The following is a 20,089-nucleotide window of genomic DNA, read 5'->3' as shown; positions in this document are numbered from 1 at the left end:
GATTGAGAGGTCACCCTAGTTTATGGGTCGCCGCGGACCGCCGGTCTGCGCGTCGCGGGGCTGGGCGGCGATCAGCGGGGTCCGACGACGGGGAGCTCAGCGGGAGCGGGCCTTCATGGCGGCCTTGCGCGCCGCCTTGGCGACCGTCGCGTCCGGGTGGTTGGCGCCGAGCAGTTCCAGGACGGCGATGGCGTCGGGGTGGCTGCTGCGGCTGATGTCCTCCACCAGGCGCAGCAGCTCGTCACCGGCCTCCAGCTCCTCGAACTCCTCCATCGCCTCCGGGACGTCGGCGATGTGCAGCAGCGTGGCCAGGGTGTCCACGGCGAGCCAGGTGCCGTCCTCCTCGGTCAGCACCGGCGCCTCCAGGTCGCGGACGGCCAGCCAGACCGCCGCGTGCCGCCACATCGCGGGCTCGGCGAGGGCCTCGCGCATCGCGGGCTCGGCCTCGGGGCCCATCTCGGCTAGGACGGTGCCGATCACGCCGCGCTGCCCGGCCGTGCCCGAGGCCGCGACCTTGATCAGCTCGCGGGCGGCGTCCTCGGGGACGCGGCGCTCGGCCCACAGCGCCGGGGCGCTGGAGGGGGCCTCGCCGGTCAGCATGGCGTCGACCAGCTCGCAGGCGCTCAGCTCGGCGAACCCGGCGATCTCCGACAGCAGCGGCGCGTCGTGGCCCTCGCGCAGCAGATCCTGCCGGACGGCCCAGACGCCGAGCGGGGTGAGCCGGACGCTCTCGGCGCCGCGCTCGAACAGCCCGCAGTACTGCAGCAGGTCGAGGGCGACGTCCAGCTCGCCGGGGAGCGTCTCGCGCAGCCGCCGCATCTCGTGCGCGCGGGCCTCGCAGCCGATCTCGTGGGCCTGGAGCATGCCCTCGATCAGCGCGGCGTAGGTGATGCCGTCGGTGGTGGCGTAGATCGTGGCGAGCATCTCGGTGAGGTGCTCGTCGGCCACCGCCGATCCCGTCAGGCCTTCCTCCGTGCGGTCCAGGACGTCCATGACCACGCCGTCCCAGAACCTCATCAGGTCGGACGGCTCCTCGCCCCGGGACACGCCGGCGCGGGTGATGCGCAGCAGGCCGCCGTTGACGGCGACGATCCACACCAGGCGCAGCCGGTCGAGCGTCAGGCCGAGCTCCCCGGACACCTCGCGGGCCTCGCCCGGCGGCAGGAACCCCTCGGCGGTCACCTCGCGGGCGCCCGTCCACGCGGCCAGCCGCCGCGCGTCGCGTACCAGGGGCACGGAACGGACCGCGCCCGCGAGCTCGGCCGGCGGCGCGAGCTCGACCGGAGGGAAGCTCAGCACCTCGCTCTCGCAGTCGTCGCAGTCGCACTCGTCGTTCTCGCCCGCCATCTCGGCGAGCAGCGCCTCGCGCTCCTCGCCGGACACGCTTCCCAGCTCGTCGATGAGGTTGCGCAGCTCTCCGAGATCGAAGACGCCGCCGTTCCCGCTGTTGGCCATTCAGGCAACTTACTCCACAGCAGCCACAGCCGATGACGGACTACGGACGTTCGCCTTGATCACCGTGAGATGACCGTGAGATCACCGTGCGACCACCGTCCCGTCCCCCGCGCCGGCCGATCCCGGGCCCTCAGTGGATGCCGCGCGAGCGCGCCTTGAACGCGGCCTTACGCGCGGCCTTGGCGAGATTCCTGTCCGGAAGGTGGCGCCCGAGCAGGTCGAGGACCTCGGCGACGTCCGGGTGGTCGACCTGCCACATCTCTTCGATGGCCTGGGCGGACGGCGCGAGGTTCACGGCGAGGTCGTCGGCGATCTCGCCGGAGTCGTCGGTCTCCCGGGGCAGGACGAACGCCAGCGCGTCCACGCCGGCCCACAGCGCCTCCTCCGGCGTCAGGGCGGGCGCGGTCAGGCCGTGGGAGGCCAGCCAGATGAGCGCGTGCGGGCGCAGCTCCGGCTCGTCCAGGACCTCGCGGACGGCGGGCGCCGCCTCGGGGCCCAGCCGGTCGACCAGCGTCACGGCGACGCCTCGCGTGCCGGCCGCCGTCCCCCTGGCGGCGGCGAGGATCTCGCGCGCGGCCTCCTCGGGCGGGCGCCGGGCGAGCCAGGCGGAGATGTCCCGCTCCGCCTGCCCGGCGGGGACGCCCTCCATCAGCAGGGCGATCAAGGTCTCGGCGTCCGCCTCGGCCGGGTCGGCGGCGACCGGCGCCACCAGGCCCATGCGGGAGTACACCTCGCGCAGGCCCCACCGGCCGTGCGGGGTCAGCGTCACGGCGTCGTGCTCGTATTCGAGGGTGCCGCACCCGGCCAGGACGCCCAGCGCCGCCTCCAGGCCGCCCGCCTCCGGGTCGTCGCCCTCGGCCGACACCTCGTCCAGGTACTCGCGCAGGGCCACGACCGCCACCGGCTCCTGGAGCCGGTACAGCAGGTCGTGCACCCCGTACAGCTCGCGGTCGACCGGCACGAAGCCCGTGACGTTCGCCTCCGAGGCGCCCGTGAGGAACGCCACCGTGCCCGCCCACAGGTCCAGCACCTCATCGTCGCCGCGCGCGGGCAGCGGCCCCGGCCCCCGGGGCGCCGTCACCATCCCCCCGGGCCCCCCAGGCCCCCAGGACGCCTCCGCCAGGCCGACGGCGAGCGCGAGCTCCCAGGCCAGCGCCGGGGCGTCGACACCGAGGTCGCGGGTGATCCGCGCGGCGTCCCTGGCGCGCAGCCGGCCCTTGCGCGTGGGGGTGTGGCCGCCGTCCAGCATCCACGCCACGACCCGGTGGGCGTCGTGGAGCAGACCGGCCTCCCGGACGGCCTGAGCGACCTCCTGGGGCGGCGCCAGGCGTACCGGAGGTAGAGGAGCGCACCCCGGGCAGTCGCAGTCCTCATGACCGCCGACGGACGCCGGGCGGCGCGGCGCGGCGGCGAGATCGTCTTTCGCGGCGTACGGAGTGTCGGCCTCCAGCGCGTCGGCGCCCATCGCCCCGAACATGCTCTTGGCCATGCCGAACTTCGTCGTGTCGGCCAGCGCCGCCGGCATCGCCGGGGCGATCTCGTCGATCTTGACGCGCATCCGCCCCGCCATCTTGGTGCCGATCTCCCCGCTGTCCAGCAGGAAGTCGACCAGCGTGCGCGCCGCGGCGACGGTCTCGGCCGCGCTCTCGGGGGGCGCGATGACCTTGCGCGGGTAGATGTCGAGCAGAAGCTGCTCGAACGTGACGGGAGAGAAGTCGGCGAGCTCGGCCACGTCCAGGTAATCGCTGGCGTAGTCGCACAGGAGCCGAACCTCGTCGGCGTCCACCACCACCCCGTTCGAGCGCCCCCACGCCCGGAAGTCCTCGATGGCCCCGTTCACCCATTCGATCGACACAGGGAGAAACTAACGGCTAGCTTTCAGCCCCGCGAATCGGCGAGCTGCGGTCAGACCAGATCCATCGGGTCCATACAGACTCGGACCAGGTCAGGAGCCTTGCGCGCGGCCCTCACCCCCGCCGCTCCCTTGAGCGCCTTCGCCAGCGCGGCCTCCGCCCCGCGCGGCACCCGGACCATCAGCCGCTCCTCCACTTCGGCCGGCGTCCGGGGGGGCCGTCCCCTCGGCCCCTCGACGGGGACCGGGCCCAAGATCTGCGCCCCCTCGGGAAGGCCGAGGCCGGTCGCCATCTCCCTGACGGCGGCGGGCGGGCCGGTCAGCGTCGCCATGCGGACGGCCGGCGGGAAGCCCAGCGCCGCCCGCTCGGCCAGCTCGCGCTCGGCGTGCGTGACCGGGTCCCAGCGCAGGAGCGCCTGCACGACCGGCAGGGACGAGTCCGCGAGGACGATCAGCTCCGCGCCGGGGCGCAGCATCGCCGCCGCGTTCATCCAGCGCCGCAGCGTCTCCTCGGCGGCCCGCAGGTCGGGGCGGCCCAGCATGGCCCAGCCGTCCAGTAGGACGGCCGCCGCGTACCCGCCGTCCGGGACCGGCTCGGCGCCGGGCGTGGCCACGACCAGGGCGCGCGAGGAGCCGACGGTGGCGAGGACGGAGTCGCGGCCGGACGTCCTCACCGGGACGGAGGGGAAGGCACGCCCGAGCTCCTCCGCCGTGCGCCGGGCACCGATCACCACGGCCCGCATGCGGTTGCTGCCGCATGCCTGGCACCGCCACATGCCGGCGATCCTTCCGCACCAGCGGCAGTAGGGGGCGGCATGCCCGCTGCGCAACGCCAGCGGCCCCCCGCACAGCGGCGCCTGCGCCCACAACCCCTCATGAGAACCACCGCCCCGGCCGTCATCCCCGGAGCCCTCGCCCCCGCGAGCCGACTCCACAGGCGACGCGGCCGACCCCCCGGGCCGCGCCGGCGGCTCCACGGGCGGCATGAGCGGCTCCATGGAAAACGCGGCCGGTCCAACGGGCAGCGCTGACGGCTCGACGGGCGGCATGGGCGGCTCCACGGACAGCGTGGGCGTCGTCCACCGGCCCAAGGACGGCGACCTCCCGCCTTCCTCACCGGCCACTCCCGGCGAACGCGTCCCCGGAAACACTCCGCCCCGGGACGCTTCGAAGAGACCTCCGCCTCCGTGATACGCCGCGCCCCCGTGAGGCGCACCCGGGCGCGCCGGTCCTCCGATGCGCCCGAGCGCGGCGGCGTCGGCCTCGTATCGGCGCGCCTCAGGACCGGCGGATTCAGGGCGGCCGACGGGGGCCGTACGCGCGGCCCGACCGGCCACGGAAGGGCGATCCCCGGGACCGGCCATAGGGGGACGGGCGGCGGGATCGGCGGCGGACGAACCAGTGGCAGACGAACGGGCGGCGGCCTCCGTACGGCGACGTCGGCCTGGGGCGCCCGGTACCGGGGCCGGGGGGCCCGCGAGCGGCGGCGACTGGGTGCACCGCGCCGGGGTGCGGCACACCTGGCAGGCCAGCGCGGGCAGGTAGCCGCGACGCGGCACCTGGATCAGCACCGGCCCGTGCTCCAAACCGTGCCTGAGGGCCGCCCACGCGATGCTGGGCAGGCGGGCGGCGCGCGCCGCCGGATCCCTGGCGAGTTCGACGTCGTCACCGGCCGGGCGCACCCTCGGCGCGAACCCCCGCACGGTCTCCCTGGCCGGGCCGATCGGATGCGCCCAGCCCGTCGCGACGAGCCGCGTCGCCTCGGCCGTACGGGCATGGCCCGCGACCAGCATGGCCGCGCCGGTCTGGTGCGCCCGCAGGGCGAGGACCTCCCGCGTGTGCGGGTAGGGGGCCAGACGCTCGGCGTGCAGGTCGTCACCGTCGTCCCAGATCACCGCGAGGCCGAGGTCGTGGACGGGCGCGAACGTCGCGGCGCGGGTGCCCACGACCACGCACACCTCGCCGCGCAGGACCTTCAGCCACCGCCGGTAGCGTTCGGCGGGGCCGAGGCCCGCGGTGAGCGCGACGTGCGTTCCCTCGCCGAGCACCAGGCGCAGGGCCGCGTCCACCAGCGTGACGTCCTTGCCGTCCGGCACGACGACCAGCGCACCCCTGCCCCCGCGCACAGCGGCCAGCACGGCCAGCGCGATGCCCTCCGGCCACGTGGGCGCGCCGTGCTCCCGGATGCCCGGCAGAGCATTCCAGACGGCCCGGGGAGCCTTCCCCTCGGCCAGCGCGGAGATGAACGCGGGCCCTGCCGGATACTCCGCCCACAACCCCGGCAGCACATCTGTCACGCCGGCGGCGCGACTCCCGTCGTCTCGTTCTCCAACTCCCCCACCCGAGCCCGCGACCGCACCCCCCGGCTCACCGGCCTCTCCGGAACCGGCGACGCCTCCCGGACCTGCCACGCTCCGCGACTCAGCCTCCTCTGCGGAGCCTTCAGGCGCGGCCTCCGTCTCAGCCTGTCCCTGCGAACCCGCGACCGAGCCCCCTGGCACGCCTCGCTCCACCGCGGCGGCGGCCGCGCTTCGCGACTCTGCTCGTCGCGCCGGTGGCGTGGGCCCGGGGGCGGCACGCTCGGCTTCCGCCTTGGCGTGGCGCGGGGGGATGGCCAGGCGCAGGACATCGGCCATGGTGCCCGCGTAGCGATCGGCCACGGCGCGGCAGAGGGCGGCGATCTGCGGGGTGAGCACCGGCTCCGGGGACACCACGCGTTCCAGGGGCGTGAGCCTGCCCTCGTGCTCGGTGCTCGCGGCGCGCTCCAGCACGAAACCGTCGACCAGCTTGCCGGCGAAGCGGATCCGCACCCGGCAGCCCGGCGCCGCGTCCTCCGCCATCGCCTCGGGGACGAGGTAGTCGAATGGGCGATCAAGGTGTGCCAGCGGCGTGTCCACCAGGACACGGGCGACCGGAAGCTCCGCGGCGGGCACCGGCGCCCCCTTGGCGGCGGTGCTCCCGGCTCCGGCCACGTCCGCGGCCTGACCTCCGACGGCCGCCAGGGGAAGCAGGGCCCCGACATCCTCGGCGGCCACGCGCGTCTCTTCGCCGGCGTCTCCCGTGACCCGCACCCCCGTGCTCACCTGGCTCCGAACATCCCTTCGCGCCCCGCCGGACCGCCACCGTCCGCCCGGCCCTCGACGACCTCGTCACGCCCCTCGCCGCCCGGCCGCGGACCTGGATCGGACGAGCGACGGGACCTCATATCGAACACACTATCGCCTGGTCAGCACGCCGATGGACAGCCCGCCGCCGGCCACCGGAAGCCTACGCACCCCCGCGCCGAACCACCCGAGTTCCCCGGAAGAACGCCCTCCAGGCCCCCTCAACCGCCGTGCGACGAGCCACCGCCACCAACCCACGAGCAGCAAACCCTACGCCCAGAACCCCCCACACACTCCGGCAGCATCCACTCCGAGGCACCCCGCAAGCCAGGCACCAAAGCGATGGGAGGGTGGAGGCGCCACCGTCCGGCGGTGGAGGCGGCGGAGGCGGCCTCCCTGGCCGTCTACGAGCGTGTGGTCTCAGGCGCCGCGTCGGCGAGAGTTGACTATCGATATGACGGAGTGATCCATCTCAGTAGTGGACATCCCTCGATAGTTGCTGATCTTCTCTATGGCATGACACGACATCTCCGATCGCGACTAGGGATCGCGACCTTGACCGCTTCGGCGCTGCTGGGCGGCCCCGCCTCTACGGCGGCTGCCGTCACCGGCCAGACGATCACCTCCGGCGTCGCGGCCCGGACGGGGAACAACGCCCCCTCCGGCTCCGACCTGAACAAGACGCTGCGGGAACTCGAGAAGTCCTACAACGGGCGTATCGGCGCGGTGGGCATCGACCTGGGGACCGGGAGAACGGTCGGCTACCGGGCCGGCGAGCGCTTCCCGTTCAACTCCATGTTCAAGGTGTTCGCGTGCGCGGCGGTGCTGCACAAAGCACGCACCAGCGACCCCGGGCTGATGGACAAGGTGGTTCGCTGGAAACCCGCCGAGATGGCCGAGCTGACCGCGAACTCCCCGGAGACCACCGAATACACCGACACCGGCATGACCCCCGCACAGCTGTGCCGCGCCGCGATCACCAAATCCGACGGCTTCGCGGGCAATACGCTGCTGAAGCAGATCGGCGGGCCCCGCGGGCTGACCGAGTTCTTCCGCGCCACCGGTGATCGGACCAGTCGCCTGGACCGACCGGAACCCGGGCTGACCGAGTGGAAGCCCGGTGAAGAGCGGGACACCACCACCCCTGCGGCGGTCGCTCAGACCTTCACCGAGCTCACCACCGGTAAGACCCTCCACACCAGCGACCGAGCGCGGCTGGTCGGCTGGCTGAAGGCCAGCCTCACCGGCGCCAACCGGATCCGGGCGGGGCTGCCCAAGAACTGGACGGTCGGCGACAAGACCGGCACCGGCGGCGCGAGCAACTACGGCACCGCCAACGACTTGGCGATCGTCTGGACACCCGGATCGAAGGCGCCGATCATCCTGTCGGTGTTCAGCAACCGCAACCTCGACAACACGCCGCACGATGACAAGGTGATCGCCTCCACCGCGACCGCGCTGGCCAAGGCCCTCGGCAGGTTGTGACCCGACCATCGGGCCGTGACGCGGCCGCAGGGTAAAGCGGATCTCGAGTGCTGCCCAAGCCGGCGGCATCACCACCGTCCGCGACCGTGCGGAGGGCGGCCGTCAGCCCAGACCGTTGACCGCTCGGGCGTTCCGACCCTCGATGTGGGCGCTGCGTTCCGCCAGGTCATCGAGCTGGGGCGGCGACCGGACCTCTGAGGCGTCACGGAGGGTTGGACCGGCCCTCTGACACGTTGCCGAGAGGGTTGCGGCTCGGTTGGGGCCGCAACCCTCTCCGGGTGGGTCAGAGGCCGAGGGCCTGGCGGAGTTCTTCGGCGCGGTCGGTGCGCTCCCAGGAGAAGTTGGGCTCCTCACGGCCGAAGTGGCCGTAGGCGGCGGTCTGGGAGTAGATCGGGCGAAGCAGGTCAAGGTCACGGATGATCGCGGCCGGGCGCAGGTCGAACACCCGCGTGATCGCCTCCTGGATGCGCGACACCTCGACCGTCTCGGTGCCGAACGTCTCCACGAACACACCCACCGGCTGCGCCTTGCCGATCGCGTAGGCCACCTGGACCTCGGCCCGGTCGGCCAGCCCCGCCGCCACCACGTTCTTGGCCACCCAGCGCATCGCGTACGCCGCCGAGCGGTCCACCTTGGACGGGTCCTTGCCCGAGAACGCCCCGCCACCGTGACGGGCCATGCCGCCATAGGTGTCCACGATGATCTTCCGCCCGGTCAGGCCCGCGTCACCCATCGGCCCACCGATCTCGAACCGGCCGGTCGGGTTCACCAGCAGCCGGTACCCCTCGGTGTCGATCTCCAGCTCGGCCAGGACGGGGTCGACCACGTGCTCCTTGATGTCGGGAGCCAGCATCTCCTTCAGGTCGATCTCGGGGGCGTGCTGGGTGGAGACGACCACGGTGTCCAGCCGGACCGGACGGTCACCGTCGTACTCGATCGTCACCTGGGTCTTGCCGTCGGGACGCAGGTAGGGCACCGTGCCGTTCTTGCGCACCTCCGACAGCCGCCGCGCCATGCGGTGCGCCAGCGTGATCGGCAGCGGCATCAGCTCCGGAGTCTCCCGGCAGGCGTAACCGAACATCAGGCCCTGGTCGCCTGCGCCCTGCCGGTCCAGCTCGTCCGTGCCCTCGCCCTCACGGATCTCATAGGCGTCGTCCACGCCCTGGGCGATGTCGGGGGATTGCGCCCCGATGGACACCGACACACCACATGAGGCGCCGTCGAAGCCCTTGTGCGACGCGTCGTACCCGATCTCCAGGATCTTCTCGCGGATGACACCGGGGATGTCGACGTAGGTCTCGGTGGTGACCTCACCGGCGACGTGCACCTGACCGGTGGTGATCAGCGTCTCGACCGCGACGCGGCTCTTCGGGTCGTCCTTGAGCATGGCGTCGAGAACGGCGTCACTGATCTGGTCGGCGATCTTGTCCGGATGGCCTTCGGTGACCGACTCGGAAGTGAACAGGCGGCGGGTCAACTCAGTGGCTCCTCATGCAGCGGCTGCTGACGTCGTGGGCTTTGGCGTAGGGCGGCCAAGGCGCTGCGCCGAGTGTAGCCCGATGAGGTGCACCGCCGCGCAAGCGTCTCGCCTCGTGGCGCGCGCGCCTAAAGATCGGGAAGTGGATCCTTCGGCAGATCGCCCGGGGAGAACGCCTCGGTGTCCGCCGCCCCGACGACGGCGACGTATTCGTCGTCGACCTCGAAGACGGTATCACCCAACCGTATCGACGGCCCGTCACCGGGCCGCACCGGACCGAGCCGCGTTCTGCGCGGGTATCTCGCCCACACCACGGCCGGCTCGTTGCGGCTGAAGACCTTCGTGGCCAGTACCGTCACCGACAGGCCGGTCACGACGACGATGTAGTTGCCCACGCCTCCCGACCCGACGAGGGTCACGGGGAAGACGTAGTGCAGTTCCTCACCCGGGGGCAATAGGGATCGGCAGCGCTCTCTGACGGCGGCGGTGACCGGCATGATGTGGCCCTCTCGCTCCAGCGTCCACCTGGAGTATCCGCCGGAAAGCGACCGCCATCAAGGCGTCACCAGGCACGATGGGGTCACAACGGGACGTACATCGTTAAATCGCCACCATCAGCCATCACCGGCAGCCGCCACCAGCCACCAGCGACCGCCAACCGCCACCGGCCGCCGCCGGCGGCCCCGCGTCAGGCGAGGCGGGCGGCCACCAGATCCCAGACGACGTCGGCGAGGTCCTCCTTGGGGCCGCGCGGCACCTCGACGGGGTCGCCGCCCGCGACCAGGACCACGGCGGCGTTGTCGGGCGTGCCGAAGGCGAGGTCCCGCCCCACCTGGTTGACGACGAGCAGGTCGCACCCCTTGCGGGCGAGCTTGGCCTGGCCGTTGGCGAGGACGTCGTCGGTCTCGGCGGCGAACCCGGCGATCACGGCGGGCGAGGGCTTGTGCCCCTCACGGCGCCGGTCGCACAACTCCGCGAGAATGTCCGGATTTTTCGTGAGATGAATGGGGTCAGGCTCGGCGGACGTCTTCTTGATCTTCGAGTCGCTCCGCGCCGCGGGCCGGAAGTCGGCCACCGCCGCCGCCATGACCACCGCGTCGGCGGACTCGGCGGCCGAAAGCATCGCCGTCCGCAGGTCCAGCGCCGACTCCACCCGCACCACCGTGGCCCCCGCGGGGTCGGGCAGGGCGACGTTGGCGGCGACGAGCGTGACCTCGGCGCCCCGCGCCACCGCCGTGCGCGCCAGCGCGTACCCCTGGAGCCCGGACGAGCGGTTGCCGATGAACCGGACCGGGTCGATCGCCTCGCGGGTGCCGCCCGCCGACACCACCACACGGCGGCCGGCGAGGTCGAGCGCGCGCCCGCGCAGGACGCGGCGGCAGACCTCGAAGATCTGGACGGGGTCGGGCAGCCTCCCGCGGCCGGTGTCGGCGCCGGTGAGGCGGCCCACGGCGGGGTCGATGACCAGGCAGCCGCGCTCGCGCAGGGTGGCGACGTTCGCGCGCGTGGCGGGGTGCTCCCACATCTCGGTGTGCATCGCCGGGGCGAACACCACCGGGCAGCGCGCGGTCAGCAGCGTGTTGGTGAGAAGGTCGCCGGCGAGGCCGTGCGCGGCCTTGGCCATGATGTCGGCGGTGGCCGGGGCGACGACGACCAGATCGGCGGACTGGCCGATGCGGACGTGCGGCACCTCGTGCACGGACTCCCAGACCTCGCTGGTCACGGGATTGCCGGACAGGGCCGCCCAGGTCGGCTCGCCGACGAAGCGCAGCGCGTCGCGCGTGGGGACGACGCGGACGTCGTGGCCGGACTCGGTGAACAGCCGCAGCAGCTCACACGCCTTGTACGCCGCGATGCCCGCGCCGACCCCGAGGACGACCCTGGGCCCGGCGGAGGCCTCGATGTTCATCACGTGGCGCGCGGACGGCGGTCGCGTCAGCCCTCGATGGCCTCGGACGTCAGCAGCCCCTCGGAGACCTCGCGCAGCGCGATGGAGAGGGGCTTCTCCTGGGCGTGGGTCTCGACGAGCGGCCCGACGTACTCCAGAAGGCCCTCGCCGAGCTGGGAGTAGTAGGCGTTGATCTGGCGCGCCCGCTTCGCGCCCATGATGACCAGGCTGTACTTGCTGTCGACGACCTCAAGCAGCTGGTCGATCGGCGGGTTGGTGATGCCTTCGGCAACCGGGGCAGTGCCTGCCACGTCGTCGGCCTCTCAGTCGGATGTCGGATCGAGCGAAGAATCGGCTCAGCCTCGAAGGATAGCAAGCGCGAAGAGCGCGCGAGACGCGCGTGGGTGGCCGATCTTCACTTCATCAAGGCTATCAGCCGGACGCATACCTCGCCGACCGCCGTGTTGACCAGCGTGAGGTCGAATTCCTTCTCGGCGGCGAGTTCGACGCGACCCGCGGCCAGACGGCGCTCGATGACGTCCTCGGGCTCGGTGCCGCGACCACGCAGGCGGCTCTCCAGTTCCTCCCAGCTCGGCGGGGCCAGGAAGACCAGAAGCGCCTCGGGCATGGTCTCGCGCACCTGACGGGCGCCCTGGAGGTCGATCTCCAGCAGCGTGGGGACCCCGTCGGCGAGCTTGCGCTCCACGGGCGCGCGGGGCGTCCCGTAGCGGTTCCCGGCGAACTCCGCCCATTCGAGGAGCTCGCCCACGGCGACCAGGCGGTCGAACTCTTCGCCGGAGACGAAGTAGTACTCGACTCCGTGCGTCTCACCGGGACGGGGGGCCCGGGTGGTCACCGAGACCGACAGCCACACCTCGGGGTGGGACCGCCGAAGCTCGGCGACGACCGTGGACTTGCCCACGCCGGACGGCCCGGACAGGACCGTCAGGCGATTGCCCGTCGGTCCGGAGGAGACGTGCGCCGCCTCCGGACTCCCGGATGAAGGCATGGAATCACCGCCACACGCCCCGAACCCCCCGAAAACGGGCGCCTCATGGGCGCCGCCCTCTTCGGGCCAGGACGTACCGGTCACTCCACACCCCCCGTAGATCTTGCTCCAGCTAACCGAGAATCAGCTCTCGGCGCCGCCGAACTCACGCTCCAGAGCGGCCCGCTGGTTGGCGCCGAGACCCCGCACGCGGCGGGACTCGGCGATACCGAGCCGCTCCATGAGCTGCTTGGCGCGGACCTTGCCCACGCCGGGGAGCGACTCCAAAAGTGCCGACACCTTCATCTTGCCGATGACGTCGTCGGTCTGACCATCCTTCAGCACCTCAGCCAGAGAAACCGCGCCGTGCTTCAGCCGGTTCTTGACCTCGGCACGCTCTTTGCGGGCTTTGGCAGCCTTCTCCAGGGCTGCGGCGCGCTGCTCGGGGGTCAGGGGAGGAAGAGCCACGCCGGGTCACCTCGAATTTCTGTCGATGTACTCGGACGGGAGGGGAAACTAGCTGGTCTTGGGCCTTCAAGCAACGTCAAGCCCAGTTTCTCCCCCCACAAAATTGATTTCATCACTCTTCGTGTTCGGAGAATCGCATTCCGTCGACAAAACCCGCCTGTGCAGGCCCCTTACGGGCTAGTCACTCCCGGACGGCGCGCACCCGCGAGGGCTAGTCCTGGCGGCCTTCGCGAACCACCCGGAGCAGCCCTCGGACGCGCGTGCGGAGCCCCCCTCCGGTCAGGCGGGGAGCACGCGGCGAAGAGCGCCGGCGATGCGCGCGGCGGCGGCCCCGGGGTCGGCGGCCCCGGTGATGGGGCGCCCGATGACGAGAAGGTCGGCCCCGTCGGCGAGGGCCTGCTCAGGAGTCGCTACTCTTGCCTGATCCTGGGTGTCGGAACCGGCGGGCCGCACCCCGGGTGTGATGAGCATGACGCCGGGCCCGACCTCCGCCCGCACCGCGGCGACCTCGCGGGGCGAGCAGACCAGGGCCTGGGCGCCCGCGCCCACGGCCTCGACGGCCAGACGGCGCACGGCGTCGCTCGCGGGTCCCCTGACTCCGATACGCTCCAGATCGGCCTCTGAGAGCGACGTCAGGGCCGTGACGGCGGCGATGCGCGTGTTCGGGGCGTGCTCGACCGCCGCCTGGATCATCGTGCGCCCGCCCGCGGCGTGCACGGTGAGGATGGCCGGCCTGAGACGCGCGACGGCGCGCGCGGCTCCGGCCACGGTGTTCGGGATGTCGTGCAGCTTCAGGTCGAGGAAGACCTGGACGCCCGTGGCGCCTCGCACCGAGGCGATCACGTCGGGGCCGTAACGGAGGTAGAGTTCGAGGCCGACCTTCACGGTGCTCACGTGCGGAGTGACCGCGGCCGCCCAGCGGGCCGCCGTCTCCAGGTCGGGTGCGTCCAGGGCGACGGCGATGGGTGCGGACGTCACAGAGAGCTCTCCTCGAGGTCGATACGGTGCCGGGGTCCCGCCCCGGGCGGACGATGGGCCAGCCCCACCGCGTCGGCGAGCCGCTCGAAGCCACGCTCCTTGAGCAGGTCCTCGAGCTCCCGCAGGATGCGCAGGCAGGCGTAGGGGTCGTGGAAGAGGGCGGTGCCGACGGAGACGACGCAGGCGCCCGCGAGGATCATCTCCAGCGCGTCGCGGCCGGTCATGACGCCGCCCATGCCGACGATGGGCACGCCGGGCATCGCGGCGTGCACCTGCCACAGGCAGCGCACCGCGAGCGGCCGGATCGCGGGCCCGGACAGCCCGCCGGTGCCGGCGGCGAGCGACGGGCGCATGCTGTCGACGTCGATGCTCATGCCGAGCGGTGTGTTGATCATGGCGAGGGCGTCGGCGCCGCCGTCGACGCACGCGCGGGCCACCGCGACGATGTCGCCGACGTCGGGGGCCAGCTTGGCGACCACCGGGACGTCGTACCGCATCGTCGCGCGCACCGAGGAGATCACCTCGGCGGAGGCCGCGGGGTCGCGGGCGAACACCCGGCCGAGGTCCTCGACGTTCGGGCAGGACAGGTTGACCTCGACCGCCGCGACGCCGGGCGCGTCCGACAGCCGCCGGGCCAGGGCGACGTACTCGGCCACGCTGCCGCCCGCGACCGAGACCACGGCCCTGGCGCCCCGGTCGACCAGCCAAGGCAGCTCGCGTTCCAGGAACACCTCCACGCCGGGGCCCTGCAGGCCGACGGCGTTGAGCATGCCCGAGGGCGTCTCGGCCATGCGGGGGGTCGGCCGGCCCGCGCGGGGGGCCATGGTGATCGAGCGGGTGACGACCGCGCCCAGGCGGGCGAGGTCGAAGAACTGGGAGAGCTCGGCACCGGAGGCGGCGCACCCCGCGGCCGTGGTGATCGGGTTGGCCAGTTCGACGTGCGCGAGGTACGTCCGCATGTCAACTGACATTTCGGGTGTGAGCACCCCCTTCCTGTGCTCGTCCCCCGGGCGCGCCCAGGGCGTCGAACGGGATCGTCCCGATGTCGTCGAACCGCACCCGCTCGCCGCGGAAGACCGGCCCCTCCACGCAGGAGCGCGCCATGCGGGTCACGCCGTCGTCGTCGACGACCGGCAGCACGCACGTCATACAGACGCCGTACCCGCAGGCCATCGACTCCTCGACCGACACCTGCACGGGGATGTCGAACTCGACCGCCACGGCGGTGACGCCGCGCAGCATCGGCATCGGGCCGCACGCGTACACCACGTCGGCCCGCGCGTCGGCGATCACCGAGGGCAGGGCGTCGGTGACGCGGCCGCGCAGGCCGAGCGAGCCGTCCTCGGTGGTGAGGGTGGTCGTCTCCCCCATGCGGCGGGCCCGCAGCGCGCCGAACACGCGGTCGGCGGAGGCGGCCCCGAGCACGAAGTCGACCCGGCAGCCCCGCTGCTGCAGCGTGTCGGCCAGGGGGAACAGGGACGCCGACCCGTACTCGCCGCCGACCAGCACGCACGTGCACGGGTCGCGCGGCACGGGGAACGGGCGGCCGAGCGGGCCCACCAGGTCCAGGGTGTCCCTGGCCTTGCGCTCGGCCAGCCACGCGGTGCCCCGGCCACGCACGTCGAAGACCAGCTCCACCGTGCCGCCGTAGTCGGGCTTGACGTCGTGCACCGAGAAGGCGCGGCGCGACGGCATGGAGGTGTGCGGCCCGCCGACGGCCACGGAGACGAAGTGCCCGGGACGGAAGCGCTCGGCGATGCCCGGCGCCACCACGGTCAGCGCGTGGTAGGCGTCGACGCGACGCGTCGTGAGCACCGTGCCCGTCACCTGCACCGGAGTTCCGGCCGTCTCCACCACCTCCCGCCGCGGGGTCAGCCCCTCAGCCTCTTCGCGTGCTCCTGGAGCGACCGTACGCCCACGGAGCCCGCGGCGACCGCCTGGATGCCCTGCACGGCCGCCGCGAGGCCCTGCACGGTGGTGACGCACGGGATGTCCCTCAGGACGGCCGCGGTGCGGATCTCGTAGCCGTCGAGGCGCGGCCCCGACTGCCCCGGACTGCCGAAGGGGGTGTTCACGATGAGGTCCACCTCGCCGTCCAGGATGCGCGTGACGATCGTCGGCTCACCGTCCGTGCCGGGGCCGTCGCTCTGCTTGCGCACGATCTTGGCATGGACGCCGTTCCTGCGCAGCACCTCGGCGGTCCCCTCCGTGGCGAGGATCTCGAAGCCGAGGTCGGCCAGGGCCTTCACCGGGAAGATCATCGCGCGCTTGTCGCGGTTGGCCACCGAGACGAACGCCCGCCCCTTGGTGGGCAGCGAGCCGTACGCCCCGGACTGCGACTTGGCGTAGGCGGTGCCGAAGACCTCGTCGATGCCCATGACCTCGCCCGTGGACCGCATCTCGGGCCCGAGGACGATGTCCACGCCCCGGAACCGGTTGAACGGCAGGACGGCCTCCTTGACCGCGATGGGGGCGTCCAGGGGCATCGTGCCGCCGTCGCCCTCGCGCGGCAGCATGCCCTCCTCGCGCAGCCCGGCGATCGTGGCGCCCATCATCACCCGGGCGGCGGCCTTGGCCAGCGGCACGGCCGTCGCCTTGGACACGAACGGCACCGTGCGGCTCGCGCGGGGGTTGGCCTCCAGGACGTACAGGATGTTCGCCGACAGGGCGTACTGGACGTTCAGGAGCCCGCGCACGCCCACGCCGCGGGCGATGGCCTCGGTCGCGGCGCGGATGCGCTTGATGTCGAACCCGCCGAGCGTGATCGGCGGCAGCGCGCACGCCGAGTCGCCGGAGTGGATGCCGGCCTCCTCGATGTGCTCCATCACGCCACCGAGGTACAGCTCCTCGCCGTCGAACAGCGCGTCCACGTCGATCTCGATGGCCTCGTCCAGGAACTTGTCGACGAGGACGGGGTGGTCGCTCGCCGCGCCGGCCCGCGCCATGTACGCGCTGAGCGTGTCCTCGTCGTAGACGATCGCCATGCCGGCGCCGCCGAGGACGTAGGACGGGCGCACGAGCACCGGGTAACCGATCTCGGCGGCGATGGCCCGGGCCTCCTCCACGGTCACGGCGGTGCCGTGCCGGGGGGCAGGCAGCCCGGCCTCGGCGAGCACGCGGCCGAACGCGCCGCGCTCCTCGGCCAGGTGGATGGCCTCGGGGCCGGTGCCGACGACGGGCACCCCGGCGTCCTTCAGCGCCTGGGCCAGGCCCAGCGGCGTCTGCCCGCCGAGCTGGACGATGACCCCGGCGACCGGGCCGGTCTCCCGCTCCGCGTGCACGACCTCCAGGACGTCCTCCAGCGTGAGCGGCTCGAAGTAGAGCCGGTCGGAGGTGTCGTAGTCGGTCGAGACCGTCTCGGGGTTGCAGTTGACCATCACGGTCTCGTACCCGGCGGCCGACAGTTCGAACGAGGCGTGCACGCAGGCGTAGTCGAACTCGATGCCCTGGCCGATGCGGTTCGGCCCGCTGCCGAGGATGATGACCTTGGGCCGGTCGCCGTACGGGACCTCGGTCTCCTCGTCGTAGGTCGAGTACAGGTAGGGCGTCTTGGCGGCGAACTCGGCGGCGCAGGTGTCCACGGTGTTGTAGACCGGCCGCACGCCGAGCGCGTGGCGCAGGGCCCTGACCTCGGCCTCGGGCAGGCCGCGGATCTCGGCGATCTGGGCGTCGGAGAAGCCGTGGCGCTTGGCGCGGACCAGCGCCTCGGCGGTCGGCTCGGCCTCGGCGAGGGCCCGCGCCTCCTCGTCGATCAGGAAGAGCTGGTCGAGGAACCACGGGTCGACGTTCGTGGCGTCGTACAGCTCATCGAGGGTGGCGCCGGCCCGGATGGCCTGCTGCATCGTGCGCAGCCGCCCGTCGTGCGGGGTGCGGCAGGCCGCCAGGAGCTCGTCCTTGTCGCCGGGGGCTCCCGCCCACCCGAAGGACGATCCCTTCTTCTCCAGCGATCTGAGGGCCTTCTGGAGCGCTTCGGGGAACGACCTGCCGATGGCCATCGCCTCGCCCACCGACTTCATGTGCGTGGTGAGCGTCTGGTCGGCCCCGGCGAACTTCTCGAACGCGAACCGCGGCACCTTGACCACGACGTAGTCCAGCGCCGGCTCGAAGGACGCCGGCGTCTCGCGGGTGATGTCGTTGGGGATCTCGTCCAGGGTGTAGCCGATGGCGAGCTTGGCCGCGATCTTGGCGATCGGGAAGCCGGTCGCCTTGGAGGCCAGCGCGCTGGAACGCGACACCCGGGGGTTCATCTCGATGACGATCATGCGGCCGGTGCGCGGGTCCACGGCGAACTGGATGTTGCAGCCGCCGGTGTCGACGCCGACCTCGCGGATCACCGCGATGGCGACGTCGCGCATGTTCTGGTACTCGCGGTCGGTCAGGGTCATGGCCGGGGCCACGGTGACGCTGTCGCCGGTGTGCACGCCCATCGGGTCGACGTTCTCGATGGAGCAGACGATGACGACGTTGTCGGCGCGGTCGCGCATGACCTCCAGCTCGTACTCCTTCCAGCCGAGGATGGACTCCTCCAGGAGCACTTCGGTGGTCGGCGAGGCGTCGAGCCCGGCCCCGGCGATGCGCCGCAGGTCGTCCTCGTCGTAGGCGAAGCCCGAGCCGGCGCCGCCCATGGTGAAGCTCGGCCGGACGACCACCGGGTAGCCCAGGTCCCGCGCCGCGGCGAGGCACTCGTCCAGGGTGTGGCAGATCACCGACCGGGCGGACTCGGCGTTCAGGCCGTGCTCGGCGGCGACCTTGGCGACGATGCCCTTGAACAGCTCGCGGTTCTCGCCGGCCTGGATCGCCGCGATGTCGGCGCCGATGAGCTCGACCCCGTACCGTTCCAGCACGCCCGCCTCGTGCAGCGCGACGGCGGTGTTGAGCGCGGTCTGGCCGCCGAGGGTGGGCAGCAGTGCGTCCGGCTGCTCCTTGGCGATGATCTTCTCGACGATGCCGGGCGTGATCGGCTCGACGTAGGTCGCGTCGGCGAACTCGGGGTCGGTCATGATGGTCGCGGGGTTGCTGTTGACGAGCACCACGCGGTAGCCCTCGGCGCGCAGCACCCGGCACGCCTGCGTGCCGGAGTAGTCGAACTCGCAGGCCTGGCCGATCACGATCGGCCCCGAGCCGATCACCATGATCGTCGAGATGTCGGTGCGCTTAGCCATTCCCGTCCTCCGCCGTAGAACCGGTGTGCCGTCCACGCCCGGGCAGGCCCGCGGCCGTGCCCGTGTTGAGGCCCATGTTGAGGCCCGTGTCGACGCCCGTCCCGCCGTCCATCAGGGAGCAGAACTCGTCGAACAGGCCCGCCGCGTCGTGCGGGCCCGCGGCGGCCTCGGGGTGGTACTGGACGCTGAACGCCGGGTGGTCGAGCAGGCGCAGCCCCTCGACGCAGCCGTCGTTGAGGTTCACGTGGCTGACCTCCGCCCGGCCGTACGGCGTCTCGAACGGGCCGTCCAGCGGGGCCTCGACCGCGAAGCCGTGGTTGTGCGCGGAGATGTCCACCTTGCCGGTGCGGCGGTCCTGGACGGGCTGGTTGACCCCGCGGTGGCCGTACCGCAGCTTGTAGGTGCCGAGGCCGAGCGCCCGGCCGAGGATCTGGTTGCCGAAGCAGATGCCGAAGACGGGCCTGCGCGCCTCCAGCACGCCCGCCAGCGTCTCGACGGCGTAGTCCGCGGCCGACGGGTCGCCCGGGCCGTTGGACAGGAACACCCCGTCGGGGTCGAGGGCGAGGATGTCGGCCGCGGTCGCGGTGGCGGGCAGCACGTGCACCTCGCAGCCGCGCTCGGCCATGCGGTAGGGCGTCATCGCCTTGATGCCGAGGTCGAGCGCCGCGACCGTGAACCGCTTGGGCCCGCGGGCCGGCACGACGTACGGCTCGGGCGTGGAGACCTCCTTGGCGAGATCGGCGCCGACCATCGACGGGCTGGTGCGCACCTTCCCGGCGAGCTCCTCGACCGTCGCGGACGGGGCGGTGAAGACCCCGGCGCGCATGGCCCCGCGCTCACGCAGGTGGCGGGTGAGGGCCCGCGTGCCCGGCATGGCGATGCCGACGACGCCCTGGCGGCGCAGCTCCTCGTCCAGGGAGCGGCGCGAGCGCCAGTTGGAGGCGACCCGCGCGGGCTCACGCACGACGTACCCGGCGACCCAGACGCGCGAGGACTCCGGGTCCTCGTCGTTGACGCCGGTGTTGCCGATGTGCGGCGCGGTCATCGCCACGATCTGCCGGTGGTAGGACGGGTCGGTCAGCGTCTCCTGGTAACCGGTCATACCGGTGGAGAAGACCATCTCGCCGTAGGTCTCCCCCTCGGCGCCGTAGGAGACGCCGTGGAAGGCGCGGCCGTCCTCCAGCACGAGGACCGCCGGGGTCTGCCGGGTCACCTGGTCTTCCCTTCGACGA

15 protein-coding genes are annotated in these 20,089 nt (G+C 72.6%); 1 reads left to right on the top strand and 14 read right to left on the bottom strand.

What is annotated here, in order from left to right; genetic code table 11:
• Nucleotides 1–96: 96 nt before the first annotated feature.
• The 3 genes from AB0M95_RS09245 to AB0M95_RS09235 all read right to left on the bottom strand — a co-directional run bounded on the left by AB0M95_RS09245 (nucleotide 97) and on the right by AB0M95_RS09235 (nucleotide 6,279).
• Entirely contained in the window at nucleotides 97–1,455 is a 1,359-nt protein-coding gene (locus AB0M95_RS09245; RefSeq protein WP_363761459.1) for a hypothetical protein, read from the bottom strand.
• A gap of 130 nt (nucleotides 1,456–1,585) precedes the next feature.
• A complete protein-coding gene (locus AB0M95_RS09240; protein WP_363761457.1) occupies nucleotides 1,586–3,310 on the bottom strand; it encodes a hypothetical protein in 1,725 nt (574 codons plus the stop codon).
• A 50-nt stretch (nucleotides 3,311–3,360) separates the two neighbouring features.
• Nucleotides 3,361–6,279 carry a primosomal protein N' gene (locus AB0M95_RS09235; protein ID WP_363761577.1) on the bottom strand — a complete coding sequence of 973 codons (2,919 nt, stop codon included), beginning with the start codon at nucleotides 6,277–6,279 and terminating at the stop codon, nucleotides 3,361–3,363.
• A gap of 687 nt (nucleotides 6,280–6,966) precedes the next feature.
• Between AB0M95_RS09235 and bla the strand changes: the two genes are divergently transcribed.
• Nucleotides 6,967–7,896, top strand: a complete 930-nt coding sequence (gene bla / locus AB0M95_RS09230) for a class A beta-lactamase (RefSeq protein WP_363761455.1) — start codon at nucleotides 6,967–6,969, stop codon at nucleotides 7,894–7,896.
• A 283-nt stretch (nucleotides 7,897–8,179) separates the two neighbouring features.
• Here the strand turns inward: bla and metK are convergent, their stop codons facing one another.
• From metK to carA, 11 genes are all read right to left on the bottom strand, one after another.
• The gene (metK, locus tag AB0M95_RS09225; RefSeq protein WP_363761453.1) at nucleotides 8,180–9,373 is read right to left on the bottom strand and encodes a methionine adenosyltransferase; all 1,194 of its coding nucleotides are present in this window, start codon (nucleotides 9,371–9,373) and stop codon (nucleotides 8,180–8,182) included.
• Nucleotides 9,374–9,501: 128 nt separating this feature from the next.
• Nucleotides 9,502–9,870, bottom strand: a complete 369-nt coding sequence (locus AB0M95_RS09220; RefSeq protein WP_363761451.1) for a hypothetical protein — start codon at nucleotides 9,868–9,870, stop codon at nucleotides 9,502–9,504.
• 191 nt (nucleotides 9,871–10,061) lie between these two features.
• A complete protein-coding gene (coaBC, locus tag AB0M95_RS09215; RefSeq protein WP_363761575.1) occupies nucleotides 10,062–11,282 on the bottom strand; it encodes a bifunctional phosphopantothenoylcysteine decarboxylase/phosphopantothenate--cysteine ligase CoaBC in 1,221 nt (406 codons plus the stop codon).
• A gap of 26 nt (nucleotides 11,283–11,308) precedes the next feature.
• Entirely contained in the window at nucleotides 11,309–11,572 is a 264-nt protein-coding gene (rpoZ, locus tag AB0M95_RS09210; RefSeq protein ID WP_358513556.1) for a DNA-directed RNA polymerase subunit omega, read from the bottom strand.
• 104 nt (nucleotides 11,573–11,676) lie between these two features.
• The gene (gene gmk, locus AB0M95_RS09205; RefSeq protein WP_363761448.1) at nucleotides 11,677–12,270 is read right to left on the bottom strand and encodes a guanylate kinase; all 594 of its coding nucleotides are present in this window, start codon (nucleotides 12,268–12,270) and stop codon (nucleotides 11,677–11,679) included.
• 123 nt (nucleotides 12,271–12,393) lie between these two features.
• Entirely contained in the window at nucleotides 12,394–12,717 is a 324-nt protein-coding gene (gene mihF / locus AB0M95_RS09200) for an integration host factor, actinobacterial type (protein ID WP_114031276.1), read from the bottom strand.
• A 279-nt stretch (nucleotides 12,718–12,996) separates the two neighbouring features.
• Nucleotides 12,997–13,695 (bottom strand): orotidine-5'-phosphate decarboxylase, encoded by a 699-nt coding sequence (gene pyrF / locus AB0M95_RS09195; RefSeq protein WP_358513551.1) that lies wholly within the window; start codon nucleotides 13,693–13,695, stop codon nucleotides 12,997–12,999.
• Nucleotides 13,692–14,666: a dihydroorotate dehydrogenase gene (locus tag AB0M95_RS09190; protein WP_363761445.1), complete on the bottom strand. Its 975-nt coding sequence runs from the start codon at nucleotides 14,664–14,666 to the stop codon at nucleotides 13,692–13,694. Before AB0M95_RS09190 ends, pyrF begins: the two co-directional genes overlap by 4 nt.
• Entirely contained in the window at nucleotides 14,656–15,528 is an 873-nt protein-coding gene (locus AB0M95_RS09185; RefSeq protein ID WP_363761573.1) for a dihydroorotate dehydrogenase electron transfer subunit, read from the bottom strand. The genes AB0M95_RS09190 and AB0M95_RS09185 overlap by 11 nt, the downstream gene beginning before the upstream one ends.
• 38 nt (nucleotides 15,529–15,566) lie before the next feature.
• Nucleotides 15,567–18,857, bottom strand: coding sequence for a carbamoyl-phosphate synthase large subunit (carB, locus tag AB0M95_RS09180; RefSeq protein ID WP_363761443.1), 3,291 nt, complete (start codon nucleotides 18,855–18,857; stop codon nucleotides 15,567–15,569).
• Nucleotides 18,850–20,070, bottom strand: coding sequence for a glutamine-hydrolyzing carbamoyl-phosphate synthase small subunit (carA, locus tag AB0M95_RS09175; RefSeq protein WP_363761441.1), 1,221 nt, complete (start codon nucleotides 20,068–20,070; stop codon nucleotides 18,850–18,852). The genes carB and carA overlap by 8 nt, the downstream gene beginning before the upstream one ends.
• Nucleotides 20,071–20,089: the final 19 nt, after the last annotated feature.

Source organism: Sphaerisporangium sp. NPDC051017 (assembly GCF_040683095.1).
Taxonomy (GTDB): Bacteria; Actinomycetota; Actinomycetes; order Streptosporangiales; family Streptosporangiaceae; genus Sphaerisporangium.
The sequence above is the reverse complement of the archived record's forward strand: the minus strand, read 5'-3'. Positions and strand labels throughout refer to the sequence as shown.

Coding starts and splice junctions, on each gene's coding strand:
- gmk (WP_363761448.1), bottom strand. CDS start 12,270: ATGCCTTCATCCGGGAGTCCGGAGGCGGCGCACGTCTCCTCCGGACCG.
- AB0M95_RS09220 (WP_363761451.1), bottom strand. CDS start 9,870: ATGCCGGTCACCGCCGCCGTCAGAGAGCGCTGCCGATCCCTATTGCCC.
- carB (WP_363761443.1), bottom strand. CDS start 18,857: ATGGCTAAGCGCACCGACATCTCGACGATCATGGTGATCGGCTCGGGG.
- coaBC (WP_363761575.1), bottom strand. CDS start 11,282: ATGAACATCGAGGCCTCCGCCGGGCCCAGGGTCGTCCTCGGGGTCGGC.
- AB0M95_RS09245 (WP_363761459.1), bottom strand. CDS start 1,455: ATGGCCAACAGCGGGAACGGCGGCGTCTTCGATCTCGGAGAGCTGCGC.
- AB0M95_RS09190 (WP_363761445.1), bottom strand. CDS start 14,666: ATGTCAGTTGACATGCGGACGTACCTCGCGCACGTCGAACTGGCCAAC.